We start from the raw sequence: 22311 nt of genomic DNA, 5'->3' as shown, positions 1-22311 counted from the left end.
AAGCCAGGCTATCACCCTTCCCCATTTTCGACCCTGCCCATCAGGATATACTCAACCTCCGCCTGGACAGCCGGATTAGTGAGAGCAAAGACCAGGTCCCCTGCTTCCAGGACCGTATTGCCACAAGGGACAATGGCCGTATCACCGCGGACAATGGTTACCAGGATACATTCGTTGGGAAAGGGTATCTCCTTTATTTTCCGCTCCAGGACAGGGGCATCAGGACCAAGTTTAAACTGGATCATTTTTAAATCTTTAATGCCCTGCATCCACAGAGCCGTAGTCGCATCCATATCCACCCTTTCCTGGATTAATCCCAGGATAAGGGATGCCGGGCCAATTACCTGGTTGACCCCTAGCCAGCGGAAGAGCTTCTCATTACCAGGATTATTTACCAGGGCCAGGGTACGTTTGGCTTTAAACTGGCGCTCTGCCAGCTGGCAGATTACCAGGTTATCCTGGTCGTCATCCGTAATAGCAATAACTATATCAGCATTTTCAGCTCCGGCCTTTTTGAGTACCTGCGAACTGGTGCCGTCACCAATTACTACCGGTAGGCCGAGTTCCTGCTTAATTTTCTCACCCTTTTCCTGGTCATGTTCCACCATCACTACTTTACAGCCCCAGGCGGCACACTGTTTGGCTACCTGGTAGCCAACCTTACCACCACCGACTACAACAATCCTCATGACTCAACCCCTCTCTGCAATAACTATTCGCCACCACATCCCCGCTTCCTGCCGTTGGTAAATTTTATTCTTTCCAGGCTAGTTTCGGCAGAACTGGCTATCTCTGCTAGGCGGAACTTTTATCGCCGCGATGCGCAATGAAGGTGATACGGGTTATATAACGGGCCAGCGGCCATGACCACTACTATACGTGGTCCGGTAAAGCTTTTGACGCCGCCCCTCCGGGCGGCGTCAAGGTAACAAGGTTAATATTTAACTTATCCCGAGAACTTGCCGGGCCTCTCCTAGCAGCTCGGCCCGCGTGGGAGGAGGTATAGGTTCAGGTCGCCCGGCGCTTCGGGCAATCCGGCTTAAAGCCTGCCATCGCTGCTGCATACGGCTATAAAGGTGGGTGATATAATCCGCTAGCTCGCCATCAAGCCAGGCTTGCAGGTAATTGCGGACGTAATCGCCGGCAGAGGCATCTCCGAGTTTGTAATAGGCAGCCCGGGTACCCCGGGCACGACCACTGGTAGTATAGGGCAACCACCAGGGCCGGTAGGGATCGTCCCCATTATCGCTGTGTAAATAACGGATGTATTTGTTGTCAGCAAGGGCTGCCAGGGCTGGTTTTATCCAGAAGCGGGCGGCGGCACCAACATGCAAAACACGGCCTTCCCCCAGGAGGAGCAGGTGCCACTGGACGGCCCGGGCTTGGCGCAGGTAAGTACTCCCTACCCTGGAAGGCACACCTTGCAGCTGGAGGATAGCAGCTTCATCCGGGGAGATTTCCCCTTCCATTGCCAGGCGGGCAGAGTTAAAGCTGATTTCCTGCTTATTCTGTTCCTGCAAAGACCTTACGGCCCGTAAGACCTCTTCTTCCAGTTCCGGCCAGATGATGTTTTTCCTGTCCTTCCAATTAGAGCCGAGCTTGGTAGCCACTCTTTCAAGCTGGGATTTAACGGTACCCTGCTGTAAACCTAAAGCCGTGGCTATTTCCCAACGCTTTAAACCGGCCCGGGCCAGCAAGGCCACCTGGAGTTCAAGTTTAGCTAATTTAAGGCGTGCATCAATAGCTTTCTGGCAACCGGTATCCATTGGGCTCTCTATACTCCACCACGGATAGAATGTATGTAACTACCTCTTATATACATATTCGGCAATTAAGAATATAATCCTGCTCTCGCCCCCTGGTACCAGGCCTGTTTATAAATTTAAAGATTTTCTGGCCGGAGGAAAAATGATGTTAGTGTTTTCTTTAATAAGTTAGGCTTACTGCTCCTTTTTCCGTAACCACATACGTATCTTCTACCCCGGCGCTGCCCTGGCCCGGAAAGACAAACTTGGGCTCCAGGGCAAAGACCATCCCCGCTGCCAGGACGGTATTATTCCCTCTGGCGATGACTGGCCACTCGTTCAATTCCAGCCCGATACCGTGGCCAATATAACTAACCTGGCGGCCATGACCCATGAAGTATTCGCCCAGCCCGGCCTGGCCGGCCATCTTGACGGCCAGGTCATAAAGCTCGCCTGCCGTCACACCGGGCCTGGCCTTCTCCGCCACCCTGGCTGCTATCTCCACGGCTACTTCCTGGGCTTTTTGCAAAACAGGCGCCGCGGCTGCATCCAGGTAAATGCGCGTCTGGTCGACGGTATAATCGCCGTAAACGCCGGCGTAGTCAATGAGCAGGGGTTCCCCCTTCTCCCAGCGGTGCTGGCTGGGACCCAGGGGATACAGGGGCGTGAGGCCATTTCCGGCCAGGGGTATGTCGTAACAGGAAGCCAGGGCGGCATTGGCCCCGGCCGCAACTATGCCCGGTATCATTCCCTGCTCCTGGCCACGGAAACGTTTTGTACCCTGGTGGCCCAGACGGCGGGCGTAGCCTTCAAACTCGGCGGCGATTTCCAGTTCCGTCATCCCCGGCCTTATCACGCTGCTTATGTACTTAAAGACTTCGGCGTGCCTGCCCGCAGCATAGCGCAGGGCGTCGAGTTCCGGGCCGGACTTGACCATGCGCTGGGAGCGCAATATTTGGCTTATGTCCACCCACTGACATTCCGGGAAAATCTCCTGGTAACGCCGGAACAGGCTTAAAGGGATGACATCCATTTCTAAACCCAAACGCTTTAGCCCGTGCCAGCCGGCTTCGGCCAGTAGTACAGGTATTTCTCTGAAGCTCTTCAGGGGCAGTACCCGGTTTAAGGCAGCCTCGGCCTGCGCCCTGGCGGTATCCCGGTAGGCCAGGAGTAAAGGCTCTCCCATTGCGGGGATAAAAAGGTGGCAGCTCTGGGCCGTACCGCTCAGGTAATACAGGTCAACGGCCTGGAAAATGATAGCGCCGTCTAATTCCCGGGCCTGCAGGGCCTCCTGGAAACGCTTGATTCGCTCCCTGTATTCAGTGGTGATCATAGTCAGCCTCCGTAAATCAGTTTTGATAATAGAAAAGGCCTGGTATCTCCAGGCCTTTGGTACTGGTGCCTCAGGGCGGAATCGAACCGCCGACACGAGGATTTTCAGTCCTCTGCTCTACCAACTGAGCTACCGAGGCATGTCTGGCGGAGCCGACGGGATTTGAACCCGCGATCTTCGGCGTGACAGGCCGACATGTTAAACCGCTACACTACGGCTCCTTCCCTGGTGGGCAGTGGCAGGATCGAACTGCCGACCCCCTGCTTGTAAGGCAGGTGCTCTCCCGCTGAGCTAACCGCCCCCATTAACCTGTTGCGTTAGTTATTATAGCATGGTCCTGCCGGGAAGTCAAATATTTTTCTCCCACCTGCTAACCCCAGGCGAGGATAGCCTCACGGGTGATTTTGCTTGCCAGGATGGCGGTAATGTTACCGTGATCGTAGGCCGGGCATACCTCTACCAGGTCAAAGGCCACTACCCTGGCCTGCCGCAGCAGGTAGATAACCTGCAGGATCTCCCGGGGCGTACAGCCCCCCGGTTCGGGGGTCCCGGTGCCGGGAGCGAAAGCTGGGTCCACGACGTCAATATCTATGCTAACATAGAGGGGGCGAGATGCCAGTTCGGGTACCAGCTTCTCCAGGGGGGTGGTGATGACGTCCATAAAAAAATTGGTCTCTTCCTGGCCGTAGGCGAATTCGCCCCAGGTACCGGAACGGATGCCAAACTGGTAAAGGTTGCCCGGGCCGATTTCCTCTGCCACCAGGCGCATGACGGTAGCATGGGAAAGCCTTTCCCCCAGGTATTCCTCCCTCAGATCGGCATGGGCGTCAAAGTGGAGGACGGCAAGACCCGGGTAGTGGCGGCGGGCCGCCCGGATAAGGGGATAGCTCACCAGGTGCTCCCCCCCCAGGAATAAAGGAAGCTTACCGTCCTGGAAAAGGGCGGCAGCAGCCGTCTCCATACGTTCCAGGTTGGCCTCCACCCGGCCCGGTACCAGGTCGAGGTCGCCGGCATCGTAAAAAGGCACCTGCCCCAGTTCGCGTTTAAGGTACGGGCTGTATTCTTCCAGGACTTCAGACACAGCGCGAATGGCCTGGGGGCCCCAGCGGGCGCCGGGGCGAAAGCTGGTGGTGGCGTCAAAGGGGATGCCCGCCAGGACCACCCGGGCGGCTTCATAATTATCGCTACTGGCCATAAAGCCCTGGTTTTTGACAAATCCCGGTAACACTTATCTTACTTCCCCCGTTCAACCTTTTTTACCCAACCCGTTTAGCACCCTAAAACTCCTCTTCGTCCCGCTTTTCAAGGATTTCCTGGACAAAGGGCGGCAGGGCAAAGGCTGCCTGGTGGATGGCCGGGGTGTAGAAACGGGTCACCAGCTGGGGTGCCTTTTTCCAGTCAACCTCCAGGGGATCATACTCCTTGCTCCCCAGGCTGAAGCTCCAGAAACCGCCGGGGTATGTGGGTACCGTGGTCAGGTACAGGCGGGCAATAGGGAAAATCTCTGCCAGATCCCGCTGGATACGCCGGATAAGCCTGGCGTTAAAGAGAGGTGACTCTGTCTGGGCGACAAAGAGCCCGTCCGGCTTTAAAGCCCGGTAAACGTTACGGTAAAATTCGGTGCTGAAGAGCCCTACCGCCGGGCCAATAGGATCGGTGGAATCCACAATAATCACGTCATAGGTGTTTTCCATCTGGCGGACGTGCTCGATGCCGTCTTCAAAGCGGATCTCCACCCGGGCATCGTCCAGGCCGCAAGCGATCTCCGGCAGGTATTCCCTGGCGTTGGCCACCACCCGGGCGTCAATTTCCACTAGGGTGGCTTTTTCAATGCTGGGATGTTTGATAATTTCCCGGATAACACCACCGTCACCGCCGCCAATGACCAGGGCCGTACGGGGATTGGGGTGGGTATTTAAAGGTACGTGGGCCATCATCTCGTGGTAAAAAAATTCATCACCCACTGTGGTCTGGATTATGTTATCCAGGAGCAACATGCGCCCGTAAGCCTCCGTCTCCACCACAGCCAGGTCCTGATAGGGCGTTTTTTCGTGGTGCAGGGTTTTTTTCAGCTTGACGGATAGAGCCAAGCCGGGGGTTTGCAGTTCAGAAAACCAGATGCCTTGCAAAGTTAATTCAACTCCTTCCTTTTTTTCCAGAAAGCTATCTTAGCAAAAAAATAACTTTACCACAAGGGCCTGCAAGTTAAATAATCCCCATAACCGCCTGGGCTATGCTGACGCTATGCATGTTGAGGCGCAGGAGCTGGTTGATGAGATCCATGTGGATGGATGTGGTTTCTAAACTGAGGCGGTTCTCCTGCTGCAACCGCTGGAAATGGGAGTAGCGCAGGTTCTTTTCCAGGCGTAAGATTTCAGGATGATCCCTTATGACCCTGGCAGCCAGGGCTTCGTCATCGGCGGCGAAGGCCTGGATGGCCGTCGCAAAATTCTCCTTGACTTTATTAAACATCTCCTGGAGTTCAGCCTGCCCCGCCGGGGAAAACTCCACCCCGCTGGCTTCAATTTTCCGCCACTGGTGGGCCATTTCCACGACCACGTCGCCAATATGCTCCAGGTCATTGGCTATATAGAGGAGCTTGGTCTGGGCCACTAACTGGTCGTCGGTAAGGTTGCCCTGGTTCAACTGGGCGAGATACCTGGCCACCGCCCGGTAAAGATAGTCAAGAATATTATCCAGGCTGCGCAGCTTTTCCAGTAATTCAACTTCCCGCTCGGCTAAGGGCTGCATCACCCGGGGAAACATCTCTTCCCTGATGATGCCGGCCATGCGTAAAAGCTCCTGGGTCGCGCGGGCCAGGGCCAGTTCTGGTATCTCCAGGACTTTTGTATCCAGGTACTTGGCCACCTTTTCTTCCTCGGGAGCGCTGGGGAGGACCTTTTCCATAAGGCGGCCTACCCGGGGAGTAAAAGGAAGAAAGAGGATCATATTAATAACATTAAAAAGGGTGTGGCCGTTGGCCACCTGGCGGGCAATATCCGGAGAAGTCAGCCGGGATAAATAACTGTACAGTCCCAAAAAGGGTAGAAAGAGGAGGGTACCCGCCAGCTTAAAAAAGAAATGGGCCAGGGCTACCCTTTTGGCTTCCCGGGACAGGGCAATGCTGGAAATGAGGGCTGTAGCTGTGGTACCCAGGTTGGCTCCCAGGACCATGGCCAGAGCCGCTTCCAGGGGCAGGGCACCCTGGGCGGCCAGGGTCATAGCCAGGACCACTGTTGCCGCGCTGGCCTGGACAACGCCGGTAAAAAGGGTGGCTGCCAGCATCATTAGCCAGGGGTGGGCGGCCAGGGGGCTCAAGGCAGTTTTAAAGCCGGGCAGGGTATTTAAGGGGGCTACGGCCGTACCCATAAGGGCCGCCCCGTAAAAGATAAGGCCAAAACCGAGGATAGCCTGTCCCAGGTAGCGCCAGCGCAGGCGCCTGGCAAAGAAGTATGGTATGAGGCCGGCTGCCACGGCCCACAGGGCGTAGTCGCTGAGGCGCAGGGCAATAAGCTGGGCCGTCAGGGTAGAGCCAATAGCCGCCCCCAGGATGACCCCCAGGGCCTGGCCCAGGCTCATGAGCTCCGCGCTGACAAAGCCTACCAGCAGCACCGTCGTGACAGCGCTGGTCTGAAGGAAAATGGTCACCACCAGCCCCGCCAGCATACCAAAGAAGCGATTTTTCGTTACCGCCCCCAGGAGCTGCTGCACCTGGCGGGCCGCCGCCTTTTGCAGGCCGGTACTGATAAGATGCATGCCAAAAAGGAAAAGGGCCAGACCACCTGCCAGCCCGGTGGCAATGGGGAATATCAACGAACTCAAGCTATTATCCCTCTACATTACCGGAGCTGGTCCTCTTATTGTCACACCCCGGCAGGATTGTTTTCTGAGGCCCCTGGTAGTCTTTAAAGGCGCGGCGCTGTCCTGTCTCCCTGTAGACGACCATCTCGGCGACGTTCACGGCATGGTCGGCAATACGTTCCAGGTAACGGGCCACCAGGGCGAGATAACTGGCCTGGTCGACATACTCCGGCCCCTGCTTCATAAAACCTACCAGTTCGTCGTACAGGTCTTCAAAAAGACGGTCGACGGCATCATCGGCCCGGACTATTTCCCTGGCTGCCTCCAGGTCGCGGTCTACCAGGGCCTGGAGGCTTTTCCTCAGCATAGCCTGGGCCAGGTCACTCATGCGGGGAATATCTACCAGGGGTTTGAAGTATGGTCCCAGACTGGCGAGGCGGCCGGCTATCTCGGCAATATTGACGGCATAATCGCCGATGCGTTCCAGTTCCTTGCCTACCCGCATGACGGTAGCCAGGATACGCAGGTCTTCCCCTCGGGGTTGTTGTAGAGAGATCAGGTCCAGGGCCGCCATCTCAATGTTGTAATCCAGGTCATCGGCAAAGTTATCGCCCTCTACCACCAGGCGTGCAAGGTTACAATCCTGGGCCTTAAGGGCAGCCAGGGCTTTATCTACCTGGTCGGCAACGTAATCACCCAGTTGTAAGATGTTTTCTTGCAGGTTCATTAACGCCCGGTCATAAGCATTAAGTGGCCGGCCCATGTAATATTCCTCCTCTGCCCATGTTAAATTGCCCTCCGCTTCCTGCCTGCCGGCGCAAGAATCCGCTCTTCAATCAGGTCCACCAGGCCCGCGGCGTCATCCAGACCATAACAAGGGACGTCAATGGCCAGGGGCTCGTCTGTAGCCACGGCCAGAAGTTCTTGCGGTTCACACAGGAGCTCGCCGCTTACAGCCGCACGGTGGACTTCGATCTTAGGTTTGTCACCGCGCTTGTAGCCTTCAGTGATAATCAGATCGACATTCTGAATGCGTTCTGCAATGGCATCCAGAGGGAGCTCTGCATCAACTTTTTCAATGAAAGCCATCTTGCTGGGTGAAGAAATTACGACAACGTCGGCCCCGGCTTCGGCGTGGCGCCAGGTATCCTTACCAGGGCGGTCGATGTCAAAGCCGTGAGTATCATGCTTAATAGTAGCGACCCGGTAACCCCGCCGTTTTAACTCCGGCAGGAGTTTGGTAAGTAATGTTGTTTTCCCGACATCGGACTTGCCAACTACGGAGATAACAGGTGTACTCATGTTATCACAAAAACCTCCATTCCCATTATTTTACTTAATCATTATCACCCGGACTTCTTCCCCGGCCGCGGGTGCTGCGTGTGGAGGTAAATCAATCAAAGCGTTGGCCCCTATAGCAGCGCGAATGCCGCCGGGTCGACGCGGCAAGGGTGTGACCTCCCAATAACTGCCGCAGGCCCGGGCCCGGGCCCAGTGAAAGGTTCGTTCCGGTCGCGGTCGGTCAATGGCTTCCCCCAGCCGAGCTAAAAAAGTTAGCGGTGCCGGCTCCCGGCCACCGAGAGCTCGGATAACTGGCACCGCCAGGAGGTAAAACAACACCATGGCCGCCGGCGGCGTTCCGGGCAGGCCCAGCATCAATTTTGCCCCCGAGCGTGCAGCTATGACCCGTCGTCCGGGGCGAATAGCCAGTTCCGTAAAGAGTATCTCGCACCCGGTCCTGCTAAAGGCAGCAGGTGTAAAGTCAAAGGGGCTGCCGCCGGCGCCGCCGGTGGTCAGAAGCAGATCCCCTTCCTGCAGTCCCCAACGGTAGGCCTTTACCTGTTCTTCCAGGTTGTCGGCTAAAAGGCCCAAGGATATTGCCTGGCCGCCGGAGGCTTCTACGGCTGCTGCCAGGGCATAAAAGTTACTGCTATATATATAGGGAGGAACATTGACATCAGGATAATCTGCCATGCGGTTAGGAGGGTTCCCTGCCTGATTGTCACCCGGGAGACTTTTCCCTGGACCGGCCGGGTCCAACAACTCGCTTCCGGTGGCGGCCAGAATCACCCGGGGCCGCTGGTAAACCAGCACTTCCCGCAAACCCAGGGCGGCTAGAAGGCCGATTTCCGCGGGTCCCAGGGTGGTACCGGCGGCCAGTATCTCCTCCCCGCTTTTCACTTCGGCTCCGGCCGGTTCCAGATAGCTGCCGGAAGGCAGGCCGGGTATGCTGATAAATTCTCCCCGCTGTTTTACCAGCTCCCGGGGAATAATGGCCACCGTCCCTGCCGGAGGACGGGCACCGGTAAAAATGGCTGCCGCCGTCCCCGGACTTAAGGTGATGCCGGGATTGCTGCCGGCCGGAACCGTCCCCACCAGGCGGTAGATTGCCCCCGGATCAGCAGACCCGGCGGGGATGGTAGCGGAGGCGGGGAGCGGCGGCCCCACGGCGTAGCCGTCGACCAGGGCACGGGGAAAAGGTGGAAAGGGCCCCGGGGCTGTTACCGCTACCGCCAGGACCCGTCCGGCAGCCTCCTCCAGTCTTACTTTAACCCGGCCGGGCGGTTTTAACCCGGTCAGTAACATCGCCCGGGCTACCTCCAGGGATAAAGGTGGCATTGCGTTGCATCCTTTCGCCAGGAATAGACGAATTTATTCCTCTCGTGCTATCAAGGCTGCACTTCACCGGAGGTGGTGCTGTCCCGCAGCATGCGCCGCGCCCGGGCCAGGTCGTCCGGGGTGTTGATATTGAAGAAAATCTTCTCGGGGTCATTGGAACCAACCAGCCGGTCAACGTCCACATAACGCACCTTTACCCGGGGATAAAAGGCAAAGGCCTTATATTTTCCCTCTATCAGGCAATCTTCAATGGCTTTTAAACAATCCCGGGAATAAACGGCGTGCAGGGGCTGCAGGTACTCACCCCGGCGCGGCACTACCACATCGTAACCCGGAGCCTGTTCAAGGAGATACATTATAAAACTCGGTTGCAGGAAAGGCATATCGCAGGCCACGATAAAGTTGTATCGATAAGTTGAAGCCAAGAGGCCGGCATGGAAACCGCTTAAAGGTCCCCGGCCGGGGATAACATCCGGGACCAGGCGCGCCTTTAAGTCCCGGTACAGTTCCGGGGTATTGGTGACAACGATTATGTCAGAAAATAACGGCCGTAAAGCTGCCACGACCGTGGCCAGCATGGATTCCTTCCCCAGGGGCAGGAGGGCTTTATTGGTACCCATACGGGTACTTTTGCCTCCTGCCAGGACGATCCCGGCTGCTTCATACATTGCAAGTTGCGCCTCCGGTAAGGTGGTTCCTGGTTTTAAAATGATTATATTTGAATAAATATGTTATTGCAATCTTACCTTAGATTCTACTGCCAGATTATCCTTCTTTATCTGCCGGTAAAACCCAGAAAGAATCTTTTTTTAAAGATACAGTCACGTTGTTACCTATGCTGATAGCCATATCATGGTAAATATAACTTGGAAGCTCCAATTCAATCTCTATTCCTGTACCGGCAAGATCTAAGAACAATAAGTAACTACCATACTGGTCAAAAATCCGCCGTACAGTGGCTGGAAAAATATTAGACCGCACCCTCGGCGTCAGGGGACGGTCGGGGCGAATAATAACTATTTCCCGCGGGTTGATGCCAAAATGAATTTTATCGCCCGGCTGTATATGGGGAGTTGCCGGCAATTTAAAATCAAGCCCTTCCTCAATACGGGCGACAATTTCACCGGTGGAAAAGTCTATCACCCTGCCGCTCAAGGTATTCCGGTTTAATAATAACCTGGCTACGGCCAGGGTGGCCGGCCGGCGGTAAATCTCGTCCCGGCTGCCTATCTGGTGCAGGCGCCCGTCAATTAAAACGGCAATTTTATCCCCCAGGAGAAAGGCTTCCTGGAGGTCATGGGTGACATGGATAACCGTGACCTGGAATTGAGCAAAAATCTCCGGGAGTAAAAAAATCAACTGCCTTCTGGTAAAACTATCAAGGGCAGAAAAGGGTTCGTCCATCAATATAATATCAGGTTCTACCAGCAGGGTCCTGGCCAGGGCCACCCGCTGTTTTTCACCGCCGCTTAAAGTCAGGGGATTGGCACGGCTTAAAAGGTGTTCAATGCCAAGGAGTGCCGCTAATTCCCTGGCTCGCTCGCCGGCCCTGGCAGGCGGGATCCGGTTGGGACGGGCGCCAAAGGTGATGTTTTCCATGACAGAAAGGTGAGGAAATAAAGCAAGGTTTTGTTGAATATAACCAATCTTCCGTTCTTCCGGCAAAGCACGGGTAACGTCCCGGCCGGCAAAGAGTATCCTGCCTTTCTGGGGTTTTTTAAGGCCTGCCAGAGTATCTAACAGTACCGTCTTCCCGGCACCGGACGGCCCTAGAATAATCAGATATTCGGCTTTGTTTACCTTGAAGGAAATATCGTCCAGGTAAAAACCGGGGCCAGCTACGGTTAGATTTTCAACGTGGATCACTGGTACAATGCTCCTTTATCCGTCAGTAAACGTAAAGCCAGGAGAATTAAAAAGGCCATCAGAACTATAATGCTTACCAGGGCCACTGCCTTTTCAATTTTTACAGAAGAGAGATTTAAATAAATGGCAATCGGTAAGGTCTCGGTTTTCATCTTGGTAGCTCCTGCCAAGGTAACTGTGGCGCCAAACTCACCCAGGGCCCGGGCCCAGGAGAGTATAAAGGTAGCCATAATACCCGGTCTGGCCATGGGCAAAGTCACTCGCCAAAAGGCCCCGCTCCTGCTTTCCCCCAGGACCCGGGCCGCCATTTCATAGGCCGGGTCTATAGAGTCAAAAATGGATTTCATCAAACGAATGGCCAGAAAAATGACAATGGTGGCCTGGGCGACAATAATGCCGGTTACGTTAAAAACTACCGGGAAAAAATGCTCCTGAAAAAACAATCCTGGAGCCGTATTAAAAAAAATTAGCAGTATCGCCCCTAGGGCAACGGGTGAGATAACCACCGGCAGATCCATAATGGTATCAATAACCGCTTTAGCCGGCACGCTGAAGCGCGACAGGGCATAACCGGCAGGTATGCCAACTAAAAGGGCCAGCGTAGCCACTATAAGGGCCGATTCTAAAGAGAGGGCCAGGGCAAAATGAACCTCTCTATCTTTTAGACTGCTGAGAAGTACTTCTTTGTTCAAATAGCTAACCTGGGAGAATAAAAGTAGTAAGATATACATCGACACCATGGTAAGAAGGCCGCTGAAAGCCATGGTAAAGGCCTTAGCGGCAATTTTTTTCCCGCCCACTTTCCTTCTTCACCCTCATTTCTAAAACCCTGGCCTGGTAGCTTACCTCCAGTCTGCAGGCAACTGGTATTCGCCCCCAACCGGCGCCTCCGGGGCAAATTTACGCGCTTCTTCAATGCTTCCCAGGTAACCGTATTTCCGGAAAACTTCTTTGCCTTCTTCTGAGGTGAGAAAAGTCAAAAATAAGGCGGCCAGCTCCTTTTGCTGGGAAAAGCTGGAGATGGCTGCGGGAATATAACCAATGCGGGTTACCTGTTCCGGCGGCAAATAGATTGTTTCAATCTTGGCCGGGTCCCATTTTTGGAAGACATCCCAGCCCAAAACGGCGTCTACTTGCTTTAGGGCTACCAGATTGGCTGTTTTCTCGCAGCTTTCCGCATAAGTAACAATATTCTTTTTGACCTTGTCAGCCAGGCCGGCTTTCTCCAAGACCTCTACCCCGTAAAGGCCTACGCAGACTGTATCGGGACGTGCCAGGCCCACCCGCACCCCGGGACGGGCTAGATCGTTTAAAGACCGGATCCCTTGCGGGTTGCCCCTGGGCACATTAATAGCCGGTATAAGGTAAACCAGTATCTGTTCGGTTTGGGGATCCACAACGCCCTCTTTCTTGGCCATTTCCATAAAATCAGAAGAACCGGGGATGTAAATATCGCCCCGGCGGGATAATTTCATCTGGGAAAGAACAGAACCCGAACCGCCAAAGGTAAGGTTTACCTTAACACCGTACTTTTGCCAAAAAAGCGTAGCAATCTCCTCCAGGGGAGGTTTACTGGCGGCCCCGGCAAAAATTTGCAGCTCTTTAGTTTCTCCTTGCCTGGCCGCGTTTACGCTTTCCTTTTGCGAGGTACAACCAGTTAAAAAAAGAAGTGCCAGCATAGTAATGACTACTATCTTCAAGATTCGTCTCAAAGTTAATCAACCTCCCGCAAATTTTATGAGCCTGCCGGCCCTAAATAAGTAAATGCCCCGGCTCGCAAAGGATGCCGGGGCGTCAATGCCCTGCCACGCCGCATCTCCTTTCCGAGCAAGGGGAGGCAGGCCCGTTTCCCGACCTACCCCGTGGGTACTGACGACCCAGGCCGGTGTCCCATAGGCTGGTGGCCCTTAGGTGATACCGGCTCGGAGATGGTATGTAATTTTATTTTATCATACTCTTATCCCTTTGTCCCGTCAAGATATTGATAGTCCTTTTAGTCCCGATTAACTATTAACAGGTAACGGTAGCTGAAGATGATGTTTTTCCAAAAAACAGGTAAAGGCCTCGGCTGCCGGGCTTAAAAGCTGGCGACGCCGCACCAGGTACAAATCGCGCTTTAAATTTACACCCTGGAGGGGAACAGTAAAGAGACGGCCGAGTTTGACGCTTTTTTCCACCGCCCAGCAGGTGACCAGGGAAATACCAAGGCCGGCCTCCACGGCACTGACAATGGCTTCCGTACTCCCCAGCTCCATGACGATCTGGGAAGAATCAACGGTGAAACCGGCTTTCTGCAGGCGTTCTTCCACCACCTTGCGGGTACCCGAACCGGCCTCCCGCCAGACCAGGGCCTCGCCCTGTAAATCCCGGGGAGTTGCAACTTTAACCCCGGCCAGGCGGTGCCCCGGGGGAACAATGAGGACCAGTTCATCCTCTACCAGACGGCTATAGGAAAGGCTACGGACTCGGCCCCCGACGCCGACAACCCCAAGGTCGATTTCTCCATCCTGCAGGCGCCGGATCACTTCCTGGGAGTCGGCAATCTCTACCACGACTTCCACCCGGGGATATTCCCGCCGGAAACTACCAATCAGCCGGGGCAGGATATACTGGCCCGGCGTAGTGCTGGCTCCAAGAAGCAAACGGCCCTTCACCAACCGGGTCAGTTCTGCCAGTTCCCGCCGGCTTTGTTCCAGGTGGCGGGCAATAGCTTTAGCATGCCGGTAACAAATCTCCCCGGCCGCCGTCAGCCGTACTTCGCGGCCCCGGCGTTCAAGCAAACGCGCGCCGTAGTAATCCTCCAGGGCCTGAAGCTGTTTGCTAACCGCCGGTTGGGTAAGGTGCAGATCCTCGGCTGCCGCGGAAAGGGTGCCTTTTTCTACTGTGGTAATAAAAGTTAACCAGTAATTGAGGTTCATAATTTATAGCTCCAGCTGCCGTATAACCCTCCTAGTAACAGTGGAAAATATACGTGGAGGTGATATTATGCCCTTGCAGGGTCCTGCCAAGGTAGCCATCATCGGCGCTGGCTATGTTGGCGCCAGTACCGCTTTTGCCCTCCTCTTCAGCCCTATCGTCAAAGAAATAGTCCTCGTCGACATTAACCGCGCCCGGGCTGAAGGGGAAGCCATGGACCTCGCCCACGCGGCCACTTTAATCCGCCCCGTAAAAATTTATGCCGGGAACCCGGCCGACTGTGCCGGTGCTCGTATTATTATTTTCACCGCCGGTGCTAACCAGCAGCCCGGGGAAACCCGCCTGGACCTGGTGCACCGCAATACGGCCATTGTCCGCGAGGCCCTGCCGCCCCTTTTGCAGCACTGCCCGGATGCTTTAATCATTATGGTTGCCAACCCGGTTGATGTCCTTACCTATGTGGCCTGGAAACTCTCGGGGCTACCAGAGACCAAGGTCCTGGGCTCAGGGACTGTCCTGGATAGCGCCCGTTTTCGCCACCTTTTGAGCCGGCACCTCCACGTCGACCCCCGCAATATCCATGCCTATGTAATCGGCGAGCATGGTGATACCGAAGTGCCCGTTTGGAGTTTAGCCAATGTGGCCGGGGTATACCTGGAGGAGTTTTACCTTCTGGACGGTACTATAGAAGAAGATGCCTTCCGTATTGAAATAAGCCGCCAGGTCAAGGAGGCTGCCTATACGATCATCGAACGCAAAGGGGCTACTGCTTATGGTGTAGCCCTGGCTTTAAGTCGAATTACCGAAAGTATCCTCCGGGATGAGAAAAGCGTCCTCACCGTTTCCAGCGTCATCCGCGATCTTTACGGTCTCGAGGGTGAGGTGGCCTTAAGTCTCCCCTGTGTGGTAGGCAGCCAGGGGCGGGAAAAGGTCCTGGCCATTCCCCTGGGAACCGGGGAACTGGCTGCCCTCAGGCACTCGGCGACCATCCTCCAGGATATTATCACCCGGCTCCGTCTTTAGGTTAGTGGCAGCGTTTATAGAGCTGGATAAAATTGAGGATAAAACGGAGTTCATCCTCGGTACAATTACACACCAGGCGCAATACAGATTGTACCTGGGGTTCCATTAGCAACCGGCGTACTGCAGGGCTCATCTGGTTTAGCATCTCATCCAAACCAGCATCATCAGCTATAAAATAACAGGGAGAAATATTTAAGACTTCGCCGATTTTTTCCAGGGTTTTTAACGAAGGCTGTACCTTCCCCTGTTCTATCTGGCCGATGAGGCCGGCCGAAACTCCGGCCGCCCGGGCCAGGTCAGCCTGGGTAAAGCCCTGTTCTTCCCGGGCCTGGCGCAATTTATGTCCCAGTGAACCGCCTGTACCGATAACTGTACTTAAAGGGACATCGAGGACGGTAGTAATTTTTTTCAGGGTATCGATGGCCGGGTATACATTTCCCCTCTCTATTTCACTCAGATAGGAAATAGAGATACCGGCTTCCTCGGCCAGGGTGCTCAAACTTTTACCTTTTTTTTCCCGCAAGAGGCGGAGCCTCTCCCCCAGGGCGAGGCCCCGCTCATTACCGGCCTCCACGAGTTGCTCCCGGGGGAGATTTAAAGCCACGGCTATTTTATCAAGGGTTTTCAGGGAAGGTTTTTTCGCTCCCCGTTCGATCTCGCTTAAATATGAAACGGAAACTTCGGCTTTTTTAGCTAGGTCCTGAAGTGAATAACCCCGTTCTTCCCTCAGTTCCCGGATGCGTTTACCACAGACCCGCATTTTCTTTCGCTCTCCTGGGATTTAACTTAAATTAATTTATAGTATTATCGAATAAAGTATAAATTAAAGGCTCCAGCTCTGTCAAGTTTCAAATTTTCTTCATACTTTATTCATATTTTTATCATTCCTGCCAGGTAGAATATACCTCGAAAGGAGGTGGCGCGGGTGACGAAAAAAATTGCCCTCGTCCTCGCCATAGTGTTGATGCTGGGGGTGCTGGCACCGGTGGCCTTTGCGGCAGTTACCGACCAGCAAAAAGCTGAGATTGATTCCTTGTACCAGCAGATTATCGAGCTGCGTCAGCAAATTGTCGACAAGTATGTTGAAGCTGGCGAACTAACTAAGGAACAAGGTGAGGCGATTAAAGAAAGTATCCGGGACATGGAAGAATACCATAGCAAATATGGTATAGTTCCCGGCGCCTGCCATGGCGGGGCGGGCTATGGCATGATGGGAGGCTGGGGCCGCGGATTCCTGGGCGGTTTTGGCAATAACCCCAACCCGGGTAACCAGAATTCAGCCTTCTACGGCCCTGCCATGATGCGCGGTTATATGGGTTTGTAAAGCAACACACTACCTTATCTCTTGCTAAACTTAAGTAAAAACAGCCCCATTGTTAAGGGGCTGTTTTTTCGCGGGTAACAAGGAGGCTCAAACTCAAAGGAGATCCTTTACAAGATTATCCAGTTCTCCTGGCCCCAGGGGCCCTTGTTTGACCCGGCGGATCTGGCCCTGGCGGTCGATGATAAAGGTAGTGGGAATGCCGGCGACTCCGTAGCTCCTTGCAACCCGGCTGTCGTGGTCCAGGAGTACGAGGTAATTATGCTCCTTATTTCCCAGGAAGGCCCGGATGCCGGCCTCTGTCTCCCGCTGCATGATATTGACGGCCAGGACCTTCACCCCCTGGTCCGCCAGTCTCCCCGCTGCTTTATCCAGTTCCTCCATTTCGGCCACACAATAGGGACACCAGGTGGCCCAGAAGTTCAATACTACCACCTGGCCCTTAAAGCTTGCCAGGCTGACCTGACCACCATCCAGGGTTGGCAGGGTAAATGCAGGTGCCAGGACTTTGTTGCCCTGGCGGCCCGGCAGGATAAAGGAAGCTGCCAGGACAGCAAACATAATGACTATGATTATGAGGGGCACCTTCCAGTTTTTCGGCATGGGGTCTCCTCCTAGATAAAAGTATTCAGCCGCCCGAAAAAGACCAGCAAACCCATAATAATAAGTATAATCCCGCTTACAAAGGATATAATGGGTAAATAACGAGAAAACTGGCGTAAAAGGCGAAAAACCGGTCCTAGGGCCAGGGCGCTGGCGATAAATGGAACTGCCAGCCCAAGGGAGTAAAAAGTAAGGAGAAGCATACCCTTAAAAAGGGTGGCCTGGCTGCCGGCGTAAATCAAAATAGAAGCCAGGACCGGGCCGATGCAGGGCGTCCAGCCAGCGGCAAAGGCCATCCCCAGCAGAAAGGAAGGGGCGACGCCTGGAGCCCGGGGCTGCATGTACCACTTTTTTTCTTGATTTAAAAAGGGCAGACGGACAATTCCGGCCACCTGCAAACCGAAGAATATAATCAGGATTCCCCCGGCACGGTTTAAAAAGGGACGGTACAGCTGGAGCAGAGAGCCCAGGCCACCGGCCGAGGTCCCCAGGAGGATAAAGATCAGGGAAAAGCCGGCGGTAAAGAGAGCCGCCCGGCCGGCTAAAAAAGAGCGGTCCAGTTCCTCTACCTTACCGCTAGCTACGGCTGAGCCGCCTAGGTAAGTAAAATAGGCCGGCAACAAAGGTATAATACAGGGTGAAAAAAAGGATAGCATACCGGCGGCGAAGGCCACGGCTATAGACCAGTTTCCCAGAGTTGCTCACCTCTTTTTGATTATATTATTTTTAAGTTACGCCGTCAATATAATACTGCCAGGAAAAGGAATCAAGCCGAATGCAAAGCAAATGAGACAAAAATGTGGATAAATGACCTCTTTGTAATCTGGAGAATGTCTTTTGCCTTTGTACCATCATTAAACCCAATTGGTGGCAATGTCTTCTAATGCTATAATAGGTGGCGGCGTAAATACCCTGATTGGGGGAGATAAGAATGGATTGGGAAATAATAAGCCCTGCCCAGGTTTTATATCTAGTTGCTGTTGGCTTTTACCTGTTTTTTTTCACCCTTTTCCTAAGGTATTTCTTCTGGATGTGGTATTCCTACCGTAATTACTGGAGCAAGCGGTTAGCCCTCGACAAGGAAAAGGTGGTAGCCCTGGCAGCTACCAAAAACCTGGAGCTACCTTTTTTTACGATTCTGGTCCCGGCCCGCAACGAGGCCGACGTTATCGCCAATACCATTGAACACCTGGCTGCTTTAAATTATCCCAATGACCGTTACGAAATCCTGGTAATTACCGACGAAAAAGAAGCCCTGGCCAGAGCGTCCGGTGAGCACACCGGTCCTACAACCATGGAAGTGGTGGAGGCCAAAATCCGGGAATTTGCCGGCCGCCGAGATGTACCGCAGCTAAAACACTGTACCGTCCCCTATGATTTTGATGGGCGCTTCCGGGGTTCGCGCCGGGGCTACAGCATTCCATCAACTAAAGGCCGGGCTTTGAACTACGGCCTGGAGTTTGTCGACCCCAGGACCACCATCTGTGGTTTTTACGACGCCGAAAGCCATCCAGAAGCCGATGTCCTCCTCTACATAGCCTGGTCCTGGCTCAATGACCCGCGGGAGCGCATCTGGCAGGGGCCGGTTTTCCAGGTCCGCAATTTCTACCAGCTTGGCCTCATAACTAAAATAGCTGCCATTTACCAGGCTATTTCCCACGAGATCTACCTGCCAGTATTAATGAAAAAGTTACCCTTCGTGGGGGGAACCAACCTTTTCGTGGGGCGGCGCCTGCTGGAGCGCATTGGCGGCTATGACCACCGCGCCCTGACGGAGGATCTGGAACTGGGAGTAAGGGCCTACCTGGAAACAGGCGTCTGGGCCGAATACTTCCCTTACTACAGCACCGAACAGACTCCCGCTACCTTTTATGCCTTTTTCCGGCAGAGGTTGCGCTGGGGTAGCGGTCACCTCCAGGTATGCGAGAAATTCCGCTATGCCTACCAGTATTCCTGGGATAAACGGGGTCTCATCCTGCACAATCTTTTCTGGAAGGGTCAAGGGGAGTGGCTTCTTTACCAAGGTGCCGTCCTGGTGCCCCTTTCCATCCTATTCCTGGGACTGAATGGCGGGCTGGATCCTTCCATCCTGCCCCTGGGTTTCCGTACGGTGCTCCATTACTTGATATTTGTTTACTTTGCCTTTACCTTTTACGCCTATGGCCACTTCAGTCGCCATATGGCCCCAGTTAACTGGTGGCAGCAGTTGGGTGGGGCCCTCCAGCTCCTGGCCTTGCCCCTTGCTAGTTTCTTCCTGCCATTACCCTACACAACGGCTTCTATCATGAAGGCTTTGAACCGCCAGCCCCAGACCTGGGTGAAAACACCACGTACTAAAGAGGCAACTCGCTAGTATGAAATGGCTGGTGGCGGTGCAAAATAGCTAATACTTGGGGATATTGGGGGGATGACTTTGAAGGTCAGCGTTGATCAGGATCTCTGCATTGCCTGCGGCACCTGCATCGACCTGTGCCCAAGCGTTTTTGACTGGGACGATGAGGGGCTTTCCCACGTTATCGTAGAGGAAGTACCGGAAGACGCCGAGGATTGTGCGAGAGAATCCATTGAGTCCTGTCCGACCGACGCTATCAAAGAAATTTAGTCATAATCGACTACTAGAGGAAAGCAAAGTACTTAAGGGGAGCTATTTTTAAGCTCCCCTTTTTTTAATGGACCATATCCTCCTGGCGGCGGCCATCGCTCACCATTCTGGTAATCAGGGCCGCCAGGACCCGTCTTTCATCTTCGCTGGCTACGTCCCATAGTTCTTTAATGACCCGTTGCTCCCGGTTCATAGGGTCAACGTGTTCAGCCAGCCAGTTGCCCAGGCGATAGGCTATATTGTTCATAGTCTTTTCCTCAAAACCTAGTTTTCCGCCCATATTAACCATCATAGAGAGGGAATCCTTCCACTGTTCCCATTCTTTTTCCCGATCAGGCATGCCGTCACCTCCAGGTAAAAATAAATGTTTTCGCTAGTTTATCCTCCTTTAATACGGGTTTATACAAACAACTGACTGCTGCCCAATCTTGACATTAGCTGGGAAAAGAATAAAATATTAGCTAATATTATCAATCCAAAGGAGCTGACCTGCAAGTGGAACTCTACGCAGCCATTAAAGCCCGGCGGAGCGTCCGCCAGTACAAACCAGACATGGTGCCGCGGGAGGTAATCAGCCGGATCCTGGAGATGGCCACCTGGGCTCCCTCAGGGCTCAACTGGCAGCAATGGGAGTTCATGGTTTTAAGCGGTCCTAAAAAGGACGAGCTTGCTCGTAGTTACGGCCGCATTGTGGAATTTAGCATGCCGCCAGAGGGTAAGCGTACTCCCCAGCAGGAGGGCTTTTTACAGTGGGCCAGAACCCTGGGTGGCGCGCCTGTGGCCATTGTCGCCTTGACCCAGGCCCATGGCCAGCCAGGTATCCGCAAAATGAACCTGGAGAGCGTTGCCGCGGCCTTCACCCATTTGCTCCTGGCAGCCACCAACGAGGGCCTGGGTACCTGCTGGATGACAGGCCCGTTAAACAACGAGGCAGAACTCAGGAAAATACTGGATATACCTGCCGGTAAAGAAATTGTAGCCATTACTCCTTTAGGTTACCCGGCCGAAAGCCCTGAAGCGGCACCGCGCAAAAGCCTGGACGAAATTGTTACCTGGATTGGCTTTGATGATTAACCTTTATCAACCTCAATAGACTACCTGCAGTAGCCAGTAGATGGTCCCTCTGTCCCAGCCCATGTCCCAGGGAACACGGTCGCGGTCAGCCGTATGGCTGTTCACCAGGAGGTACCCTGCAGAATCCCGGCCAACAACCACCGCCACATGGCTGACCTCGCCCTTTTCTTCATAGGCAATGATATCTCCCGGCTGGAGAACATTGACGGCCCCCTGGGGGTAGGTGGTTGAAGTCCTGGTAACCTCCGCAAAATCACCCCGCATAATTCTTATGGCCAGGCCGCTGTCCAGGAGGTATTGGACCAGAGCCCCGGCCTGGGCCCAGGCCTGGCTGCCCTCGCCGTTATGGTAATTCCAAACCCAGTCCCGTGGTATAGCACCGGCATTTTTATCGCTCAGCACCTGTGATGCAAAATTAGCACAATCACCGCCCAGGCCGGTGAAGTCCCGGTAAGCCTGGTTATAGCGGCCATCCCCTGCGCCAAGCCGGACACCGCTGTAACGTTCGGCATATTTAACAGCTGCCTGGCGTCGGTATTTACCTGGTGGCGGGTCGGAAACTACTGCGTTACATCTGGCAATGCCGGGAGCAACATCCGGGTCCAGGTCGTCGGCCTCAAAGGGGTCCCAGTACCAGTCCCGGGTAATTAACCACTGACCTTCCCGCTTCACCAGTTCCAACCAGTGAATGGTGCGGACGCCCATCTGGTTGACTGTCTTTTCCGGCTCGCCCCGGTGGCGGTAATTAAGGATAATATGCAAGGCTACAGAAGCCCATCGCCTCCCATTTTCATCGCCGGTATCAACAATGGCCAGGTCCATCTTGCTCTCTGAGAGAATTATCTGGCGCTCCTTCACCCATTCCCGGACATATTTAATGCGGCCGATTTCATGATTTAAGGCAAACAGGCCGGAGGTAATCGTTGTATCGTAATAAGCTTCCAGGCCTTCATAATTACCGCTGATGAGGCTCCGGACCCTGGCAGTAAAGATCTGCTGGAGACGCTCTCTCAGTTCCTTCTGTTCACTGCGAGCCGCAAGGGCCGGCAAGACCTGGTGGTGCAAGGGCATAGCTGCCAGCACCAGCCCGAAGAGAGCCAGCAGCCCCAGCCTAAAAATACGGGAACGCAAAACCACTATCACTACCCGCACCCGGCCCACGTTCAATCCCCCTAAAGCCAAGAATCACTATAAATGTATATTCTGCGAGCCGGATAAAAAACACTTGCCAGGCGGCCAGGAGTGGATAGGAAGCCTTATGAAGGCCTGCGCCCGAGGGGTAATCGAGTAGGAGGGGGCGGCTAGCCCCCGTCCCCTCACACCACCGGACATGCGGGTCCGCATCCGGCGGTTCACCAAGCTTGACGAAGACTGAGATAGCGTTCGGTTAAGCTCATGAGGCCCTGGG

Annotated in this window: 24 protein-coding genes, 3 tRNA genes and 1 riboswitch; of the genes, 5 read left to right on the top strand and 22 right to left on the bottom strand. The window is 54.2% G+C overall.

The window, feature by feature from the left end; genetic code table 11:
* Positions 1–11 precede the first annotated feature (11 nt).
* From FLZ89_RS10300 to FLZ89_RS10220, 17 genes are all read right to left on the bottom strand, one after another.
* The gene (locus FLZ89_RS10300; RefSeq protein ID WP_141304908.1) at positions 12–689 is read right to left on the bottom strand and encodes a potassium channel family protein; all 678 of its coding nucleotides are present in this window, start codon (positions 687–689) and stop codon (positions 12–14) included.
* Positions 690–941: 252 nt separating this feature from the next.
* Positions 942–1766 carry a LuxR C-terminal-related transcriptional regulator gene (locus tag FLZ89_RS10295; RefSeq protein WP_141265183.1) on the bottom strand — a complete coding sequence of 275 codons (825 nt, stop codon included), beginning with the start codon at positions 1764–1766 and terminating at the stop codon, positions 942–944.
* Between the two features lie 160 nt (positions 1767–1926).
* On the bottom strand, positions 1927–3078 hold the full coding sequence (locus FLZ89_RS10290) for a M24 family metallopeptidase (protein WP_141265184.1): 1152 nt from the start codon (positions 3076–3078) through the stop codon (positions 1927–1929).
* A gap of 63 nt (positions 3079–3141) precedes the next feature.
* Positions 3142–3217, bottom strand: a tRNA-Phe gene (locus tag FLZ89_RS10285).
* A 5-nt stretch (positions 3218–3222) separates the two neighbouring features.
* Positions 3223–3299 (bottom strand) — tRNA-Asp (locus tag FLZ89_RS10280).
* 5 nt (positions 3300–3304) lie between these two features.
* Positions 3305–3379: transfer RNA gene (locus FLZ89_RS10275), tRNA-Val, on the bottom strand.
* A 69-nt stretch (positions 3380–3448) separates the two neighbouring features.
* Positions 3449–4273: an agmatinase gene (gene speB / locus FLZ89_RS10270; protein ID WP_141265293.1), complete on the bottom strand. Its 825-nt coding sequence runs from the start codon at positions 4271–4273 to the stop codon at positions 3449–3451.
* An 82-nt stretch (positions 4274–4355) separates the two neighbouring features.
* Complete coding sequence (speE, locus tag FLZ89_RS10265) at positions 4356–5207, bottom strand: polyamine aminopropyltransferase (RefSeq protein WP_141265185.1); 852 nt, start codon at positions 5205–5207, stop codon at positions 4356–4358.
* Positions 5208–5283: 76 nt separating this feature from the next.
* Entirely contained in the window at positions 5284–6900 is a 1617-nt protein-coding gene (locus tag FLZ89_RS10260; RefSeq protein ID WP_172613550.1) for a Na/Pi cotransporter family protein, read from the bottom strand.
* Positions 6901–6904: 4 nt separating this feature from the next.
* Complete coding sequence (gene phoU / locus FLZ89_RS10255; protein WP_141265186.1) at positions 6905–7642, bottom strand: phosphate signaling complex protein PhoU; 738 nt, start codon at positions 7640–7642, stop codon at positions 6905–6907.
* 23 nt (positions 7643–7665) lie between these two features.
* Positions 7666–8181 carry a molybdopterin-guanine dinucleotide biosynthesis protein B gene (gene mobB, locus FLZ89_RS10250; RefSeq protein ID WP_141265187.1) on the bottom strand — a complete coding sequence of 172 codons (516 nt, stop codon included), beginning with the start codon at positions 8179–8181 and terminating at the stop codon, positions 7666–7668.
* Positions 8182–8211: 30 nt separating this feature from the next.
* Positions 8212–9498 (bottom strand): molybdopterin molybdotransferase MoeA, encoded by a 1287-nt coding sequence (locus FLZ89_RS10245; protein WP_141265188.1) that lies wholly within the window; start codon positions 9496–9498, stop codon positions 8212–8214.
* Between the two features lie 50 nt (positions 9499–9548).
* Positions 9549–10166, bottom strand: a complete 618-nt coding sequence (mobA, locus tag FLZ89_RS10240; RefSeq protein WP_141265189.1) for a molybdenum cofactor guanylyltransferase — start codon at positions 10164–10166, stop codon at positions 9549–9551.
* Between the two features lie 97 nt (positions 10167–10263).
* Entirely contained in the window at positions 10264–11364 is a 1101-nt protein-coding gene (locus FLZ89_RS10235; protein ID WP_172613549.1) for an ABC transporter ATP-binding protein, read from the bottom strand.
* Positions 11361–12164, bottom strand: coding sequence for an ABC transporter permease (locus tag FLZ89_RS10230; RefSeq protein WP_141265191.1), 804 nt, complete (start codon positions 12162–12164; stop codon positions 11361–11363). Before FLZ89_RS10230 ends, FLZ89_RS10235 begins: the two co-directional genes overlap by 4 nt.
* Before the next feature lie 42 nt (positions 12165–12206).
* On the bottom strand, positions 12207–13076 hold the full coding sequence (gene modA, locus FLZ89_RS10225) for a molybdate ABC transporter substrate-binding protein (protein ID WP_216363877.1): 870 nt from the start codon (positions 13074–13076) through the stop codon (positions 12207–12209).
* A gap of 88 nt (positions 13077–13164) precedes the next feature.
* Positions 13165–13304: riboswitch (molybdenum cofactor riboswitch) on the bottom strand.
* Positions 13305–13367: 63 nt separating this feature from the next.
* On the bottom strand, positions 13368–14282 hold the full coding sequence (locus tag FLZ89_RS10220) for a selenium metabolism-associated LysR family transcriptional regulator (RefSeq protein WP_141265192.1): 915 nt from the start codon (positions 14280–14282) through the stop codon (positions 13368–13370).
* Between the two features lie 67 nt (positions 14283–14349).
* Here FLZ89_RS10220 and FLZ89_RS10215 point away from each other — a divergent pair, with 67 nt between their 5' ends.
* A complete protein-coding gene (locus FLZ89_RS10215) occupies positions 14350–15303 on the top strand; it encodes an L-lactate dehydrogenase (RefSeq protein WP_141265193.1) in 954 nt (317 codons plus the stop codon).
* A 1-nt stretch (position 15304) separates the two neighbouring features.
* On the opposite strand, the gene FLZ89_RS10210 is transcribed toward FLZ89_RS10215, so the two are convergent.
* On the bottom strand, positions 15305–16063 hold the full coding sequence (locus tag FLZ89_RS10210) for a helix-turn-helix domain-containing protein (RefSeq protein ID WP_141265194.1): 759 nt from the start codon (positions 16061–16063) through the stop codon (positions 15305–15307).
* Positions 16064–16228: 165 nt separating this feature from the next.
* Here FLZ89_RS10210 and FLZ89_RS10205 point away from each other — a divergent pair, with 165 nt between their 5' ends.
* Positions 16229–16627 carry a YckD family protein gene (locus FLZ89_RS10205; RefSeq protein ID WP_141265195.1) on the top strand — a complete coding sequence of 133 codons (399 nt, stop codon included), beginning with the start codon at positions 16229–16231 and terminating at the stop codon, positions 16625–16627.
* Positions 16628–16720: 93 nt separating this feature from the next.
* On the opposite strand, the gene FLZ89_RS10200 is transcribed toward FLZ89_RS10205, so the two are convergent.
* Positions 16721–17227 (bottom strand): peroxiredoxin family protein, encoded by a 507-nt coding sequence (locus FLZ89_RS10200; RefSeq protein ID WP_141265196.1) that lies wholly within the window; start codon positions 17225–17227, stop codon positions 16721–16723.
* Positions 17228–17238: 11 nt separating this feature from the next.
* Positions 17239–17901, bottom strand: a complete 663-nt coding sequence (locus tag FLZ89_RS10195; protein WP_216363876.1) for a cytochrome c biogenesis CcdA family protein — start codon at positions 17899–17901, stop codon at positions 17239–17241.
* Between the two features lie 257 nt (positions 17902–18158).
* Between FLZ89_RS10195 and FLZ89_RS10190 the strand changes: the two genes are divergently transcribed.
* Together FLZ89_RS10190 and FLZ89_RS10185 are read left to right on the top strand one after the other, a co-directional pair.
* The gene (locus FLZ89_RS10190; RefSeq protein ID WP_141304907.1) at positions 18159–19580 is read left to right on the top strand and encodes a glycosyltransferase family 2 protein; all 1422 of its coding nucleotides are present in this window, start codon (positions 18159–18161) and stop codon (positions 19578–19580) included.
* 60 nt (positions 19581–19640) lie between these two features.
* Positions 19641–19829: a ferredoxin gene (locus FLZ89_RS10185; RefSeq protein WP_141304906.1), complete on the top strand. Its 189-nt coding sequence runs from the start codon at positions 19641–19643 to the stop codon at positions 19827–19829.
* 64 nt (positions 19830–19893) lie between these two features.
* Here FLZ89_RS10185 and FLZ89_RS10180 read toward each other — a convergent pair whose 3' ends face one another.
* Positions 19894–20169, bottom strand: a complete 276-nt coding sequence (locus tag FLZ89_RS10180) for a DUF3243 domain-containing protein (protein WP_141304905.1) — start codon at positions 20167–20169, stop codon at positions 19894–19896.
* A 155-nt stretch (positions 20170–20324) separates the two neighbouring features.
* Here FLZ89_RS10180 and FLZ89_RS10175 point away from each other — a divergent pair, with 155 nt between their 5' ends.
* Positions 20325–20903 carry a nitroreductase family protein gene (locus FLZ89_RS10175; protein WP_141304904.1) on the top strand — a complete coding sequence of 193 codons (579 nt, stop codon included), beginning with the start codon at positions 20325–20327 and terminating at the stop codon, positions 20901–20903.
* A gap of 12 nt (positions 20904–20915) precedes the next feature.
* On the opposite strand, the gene FLZ89_RS10170 is transcribed toward FLZ89_RS10175, so the two are convergent.
* Positions 20916–22064: an amidase domain-containing protein gene (locus FLZ89_RS10170; RefSeq protein WP_172613548.1), complete on the bottom strand. Its 1149-nt coding sequence runs from the start codon at positions 22062–22064 to the stop codon at positions 20916–20918.
* Positions 22065–22311: the final 247 nt, after the last annotated feature.

Origin of the sequence: Moorella sp. E306M (genome assembly GCF_006538385.1) — a bacterium.
Lineage (GTDB): Bacteria > Bacillota > DSM-521 > Neomoorellales > Neomoorellaceae > Neomoorella.
Note: the sequence above shows the minus strand (reverse complement) of the source record. Positions and strands in the feature narration are given on the sequence as shown.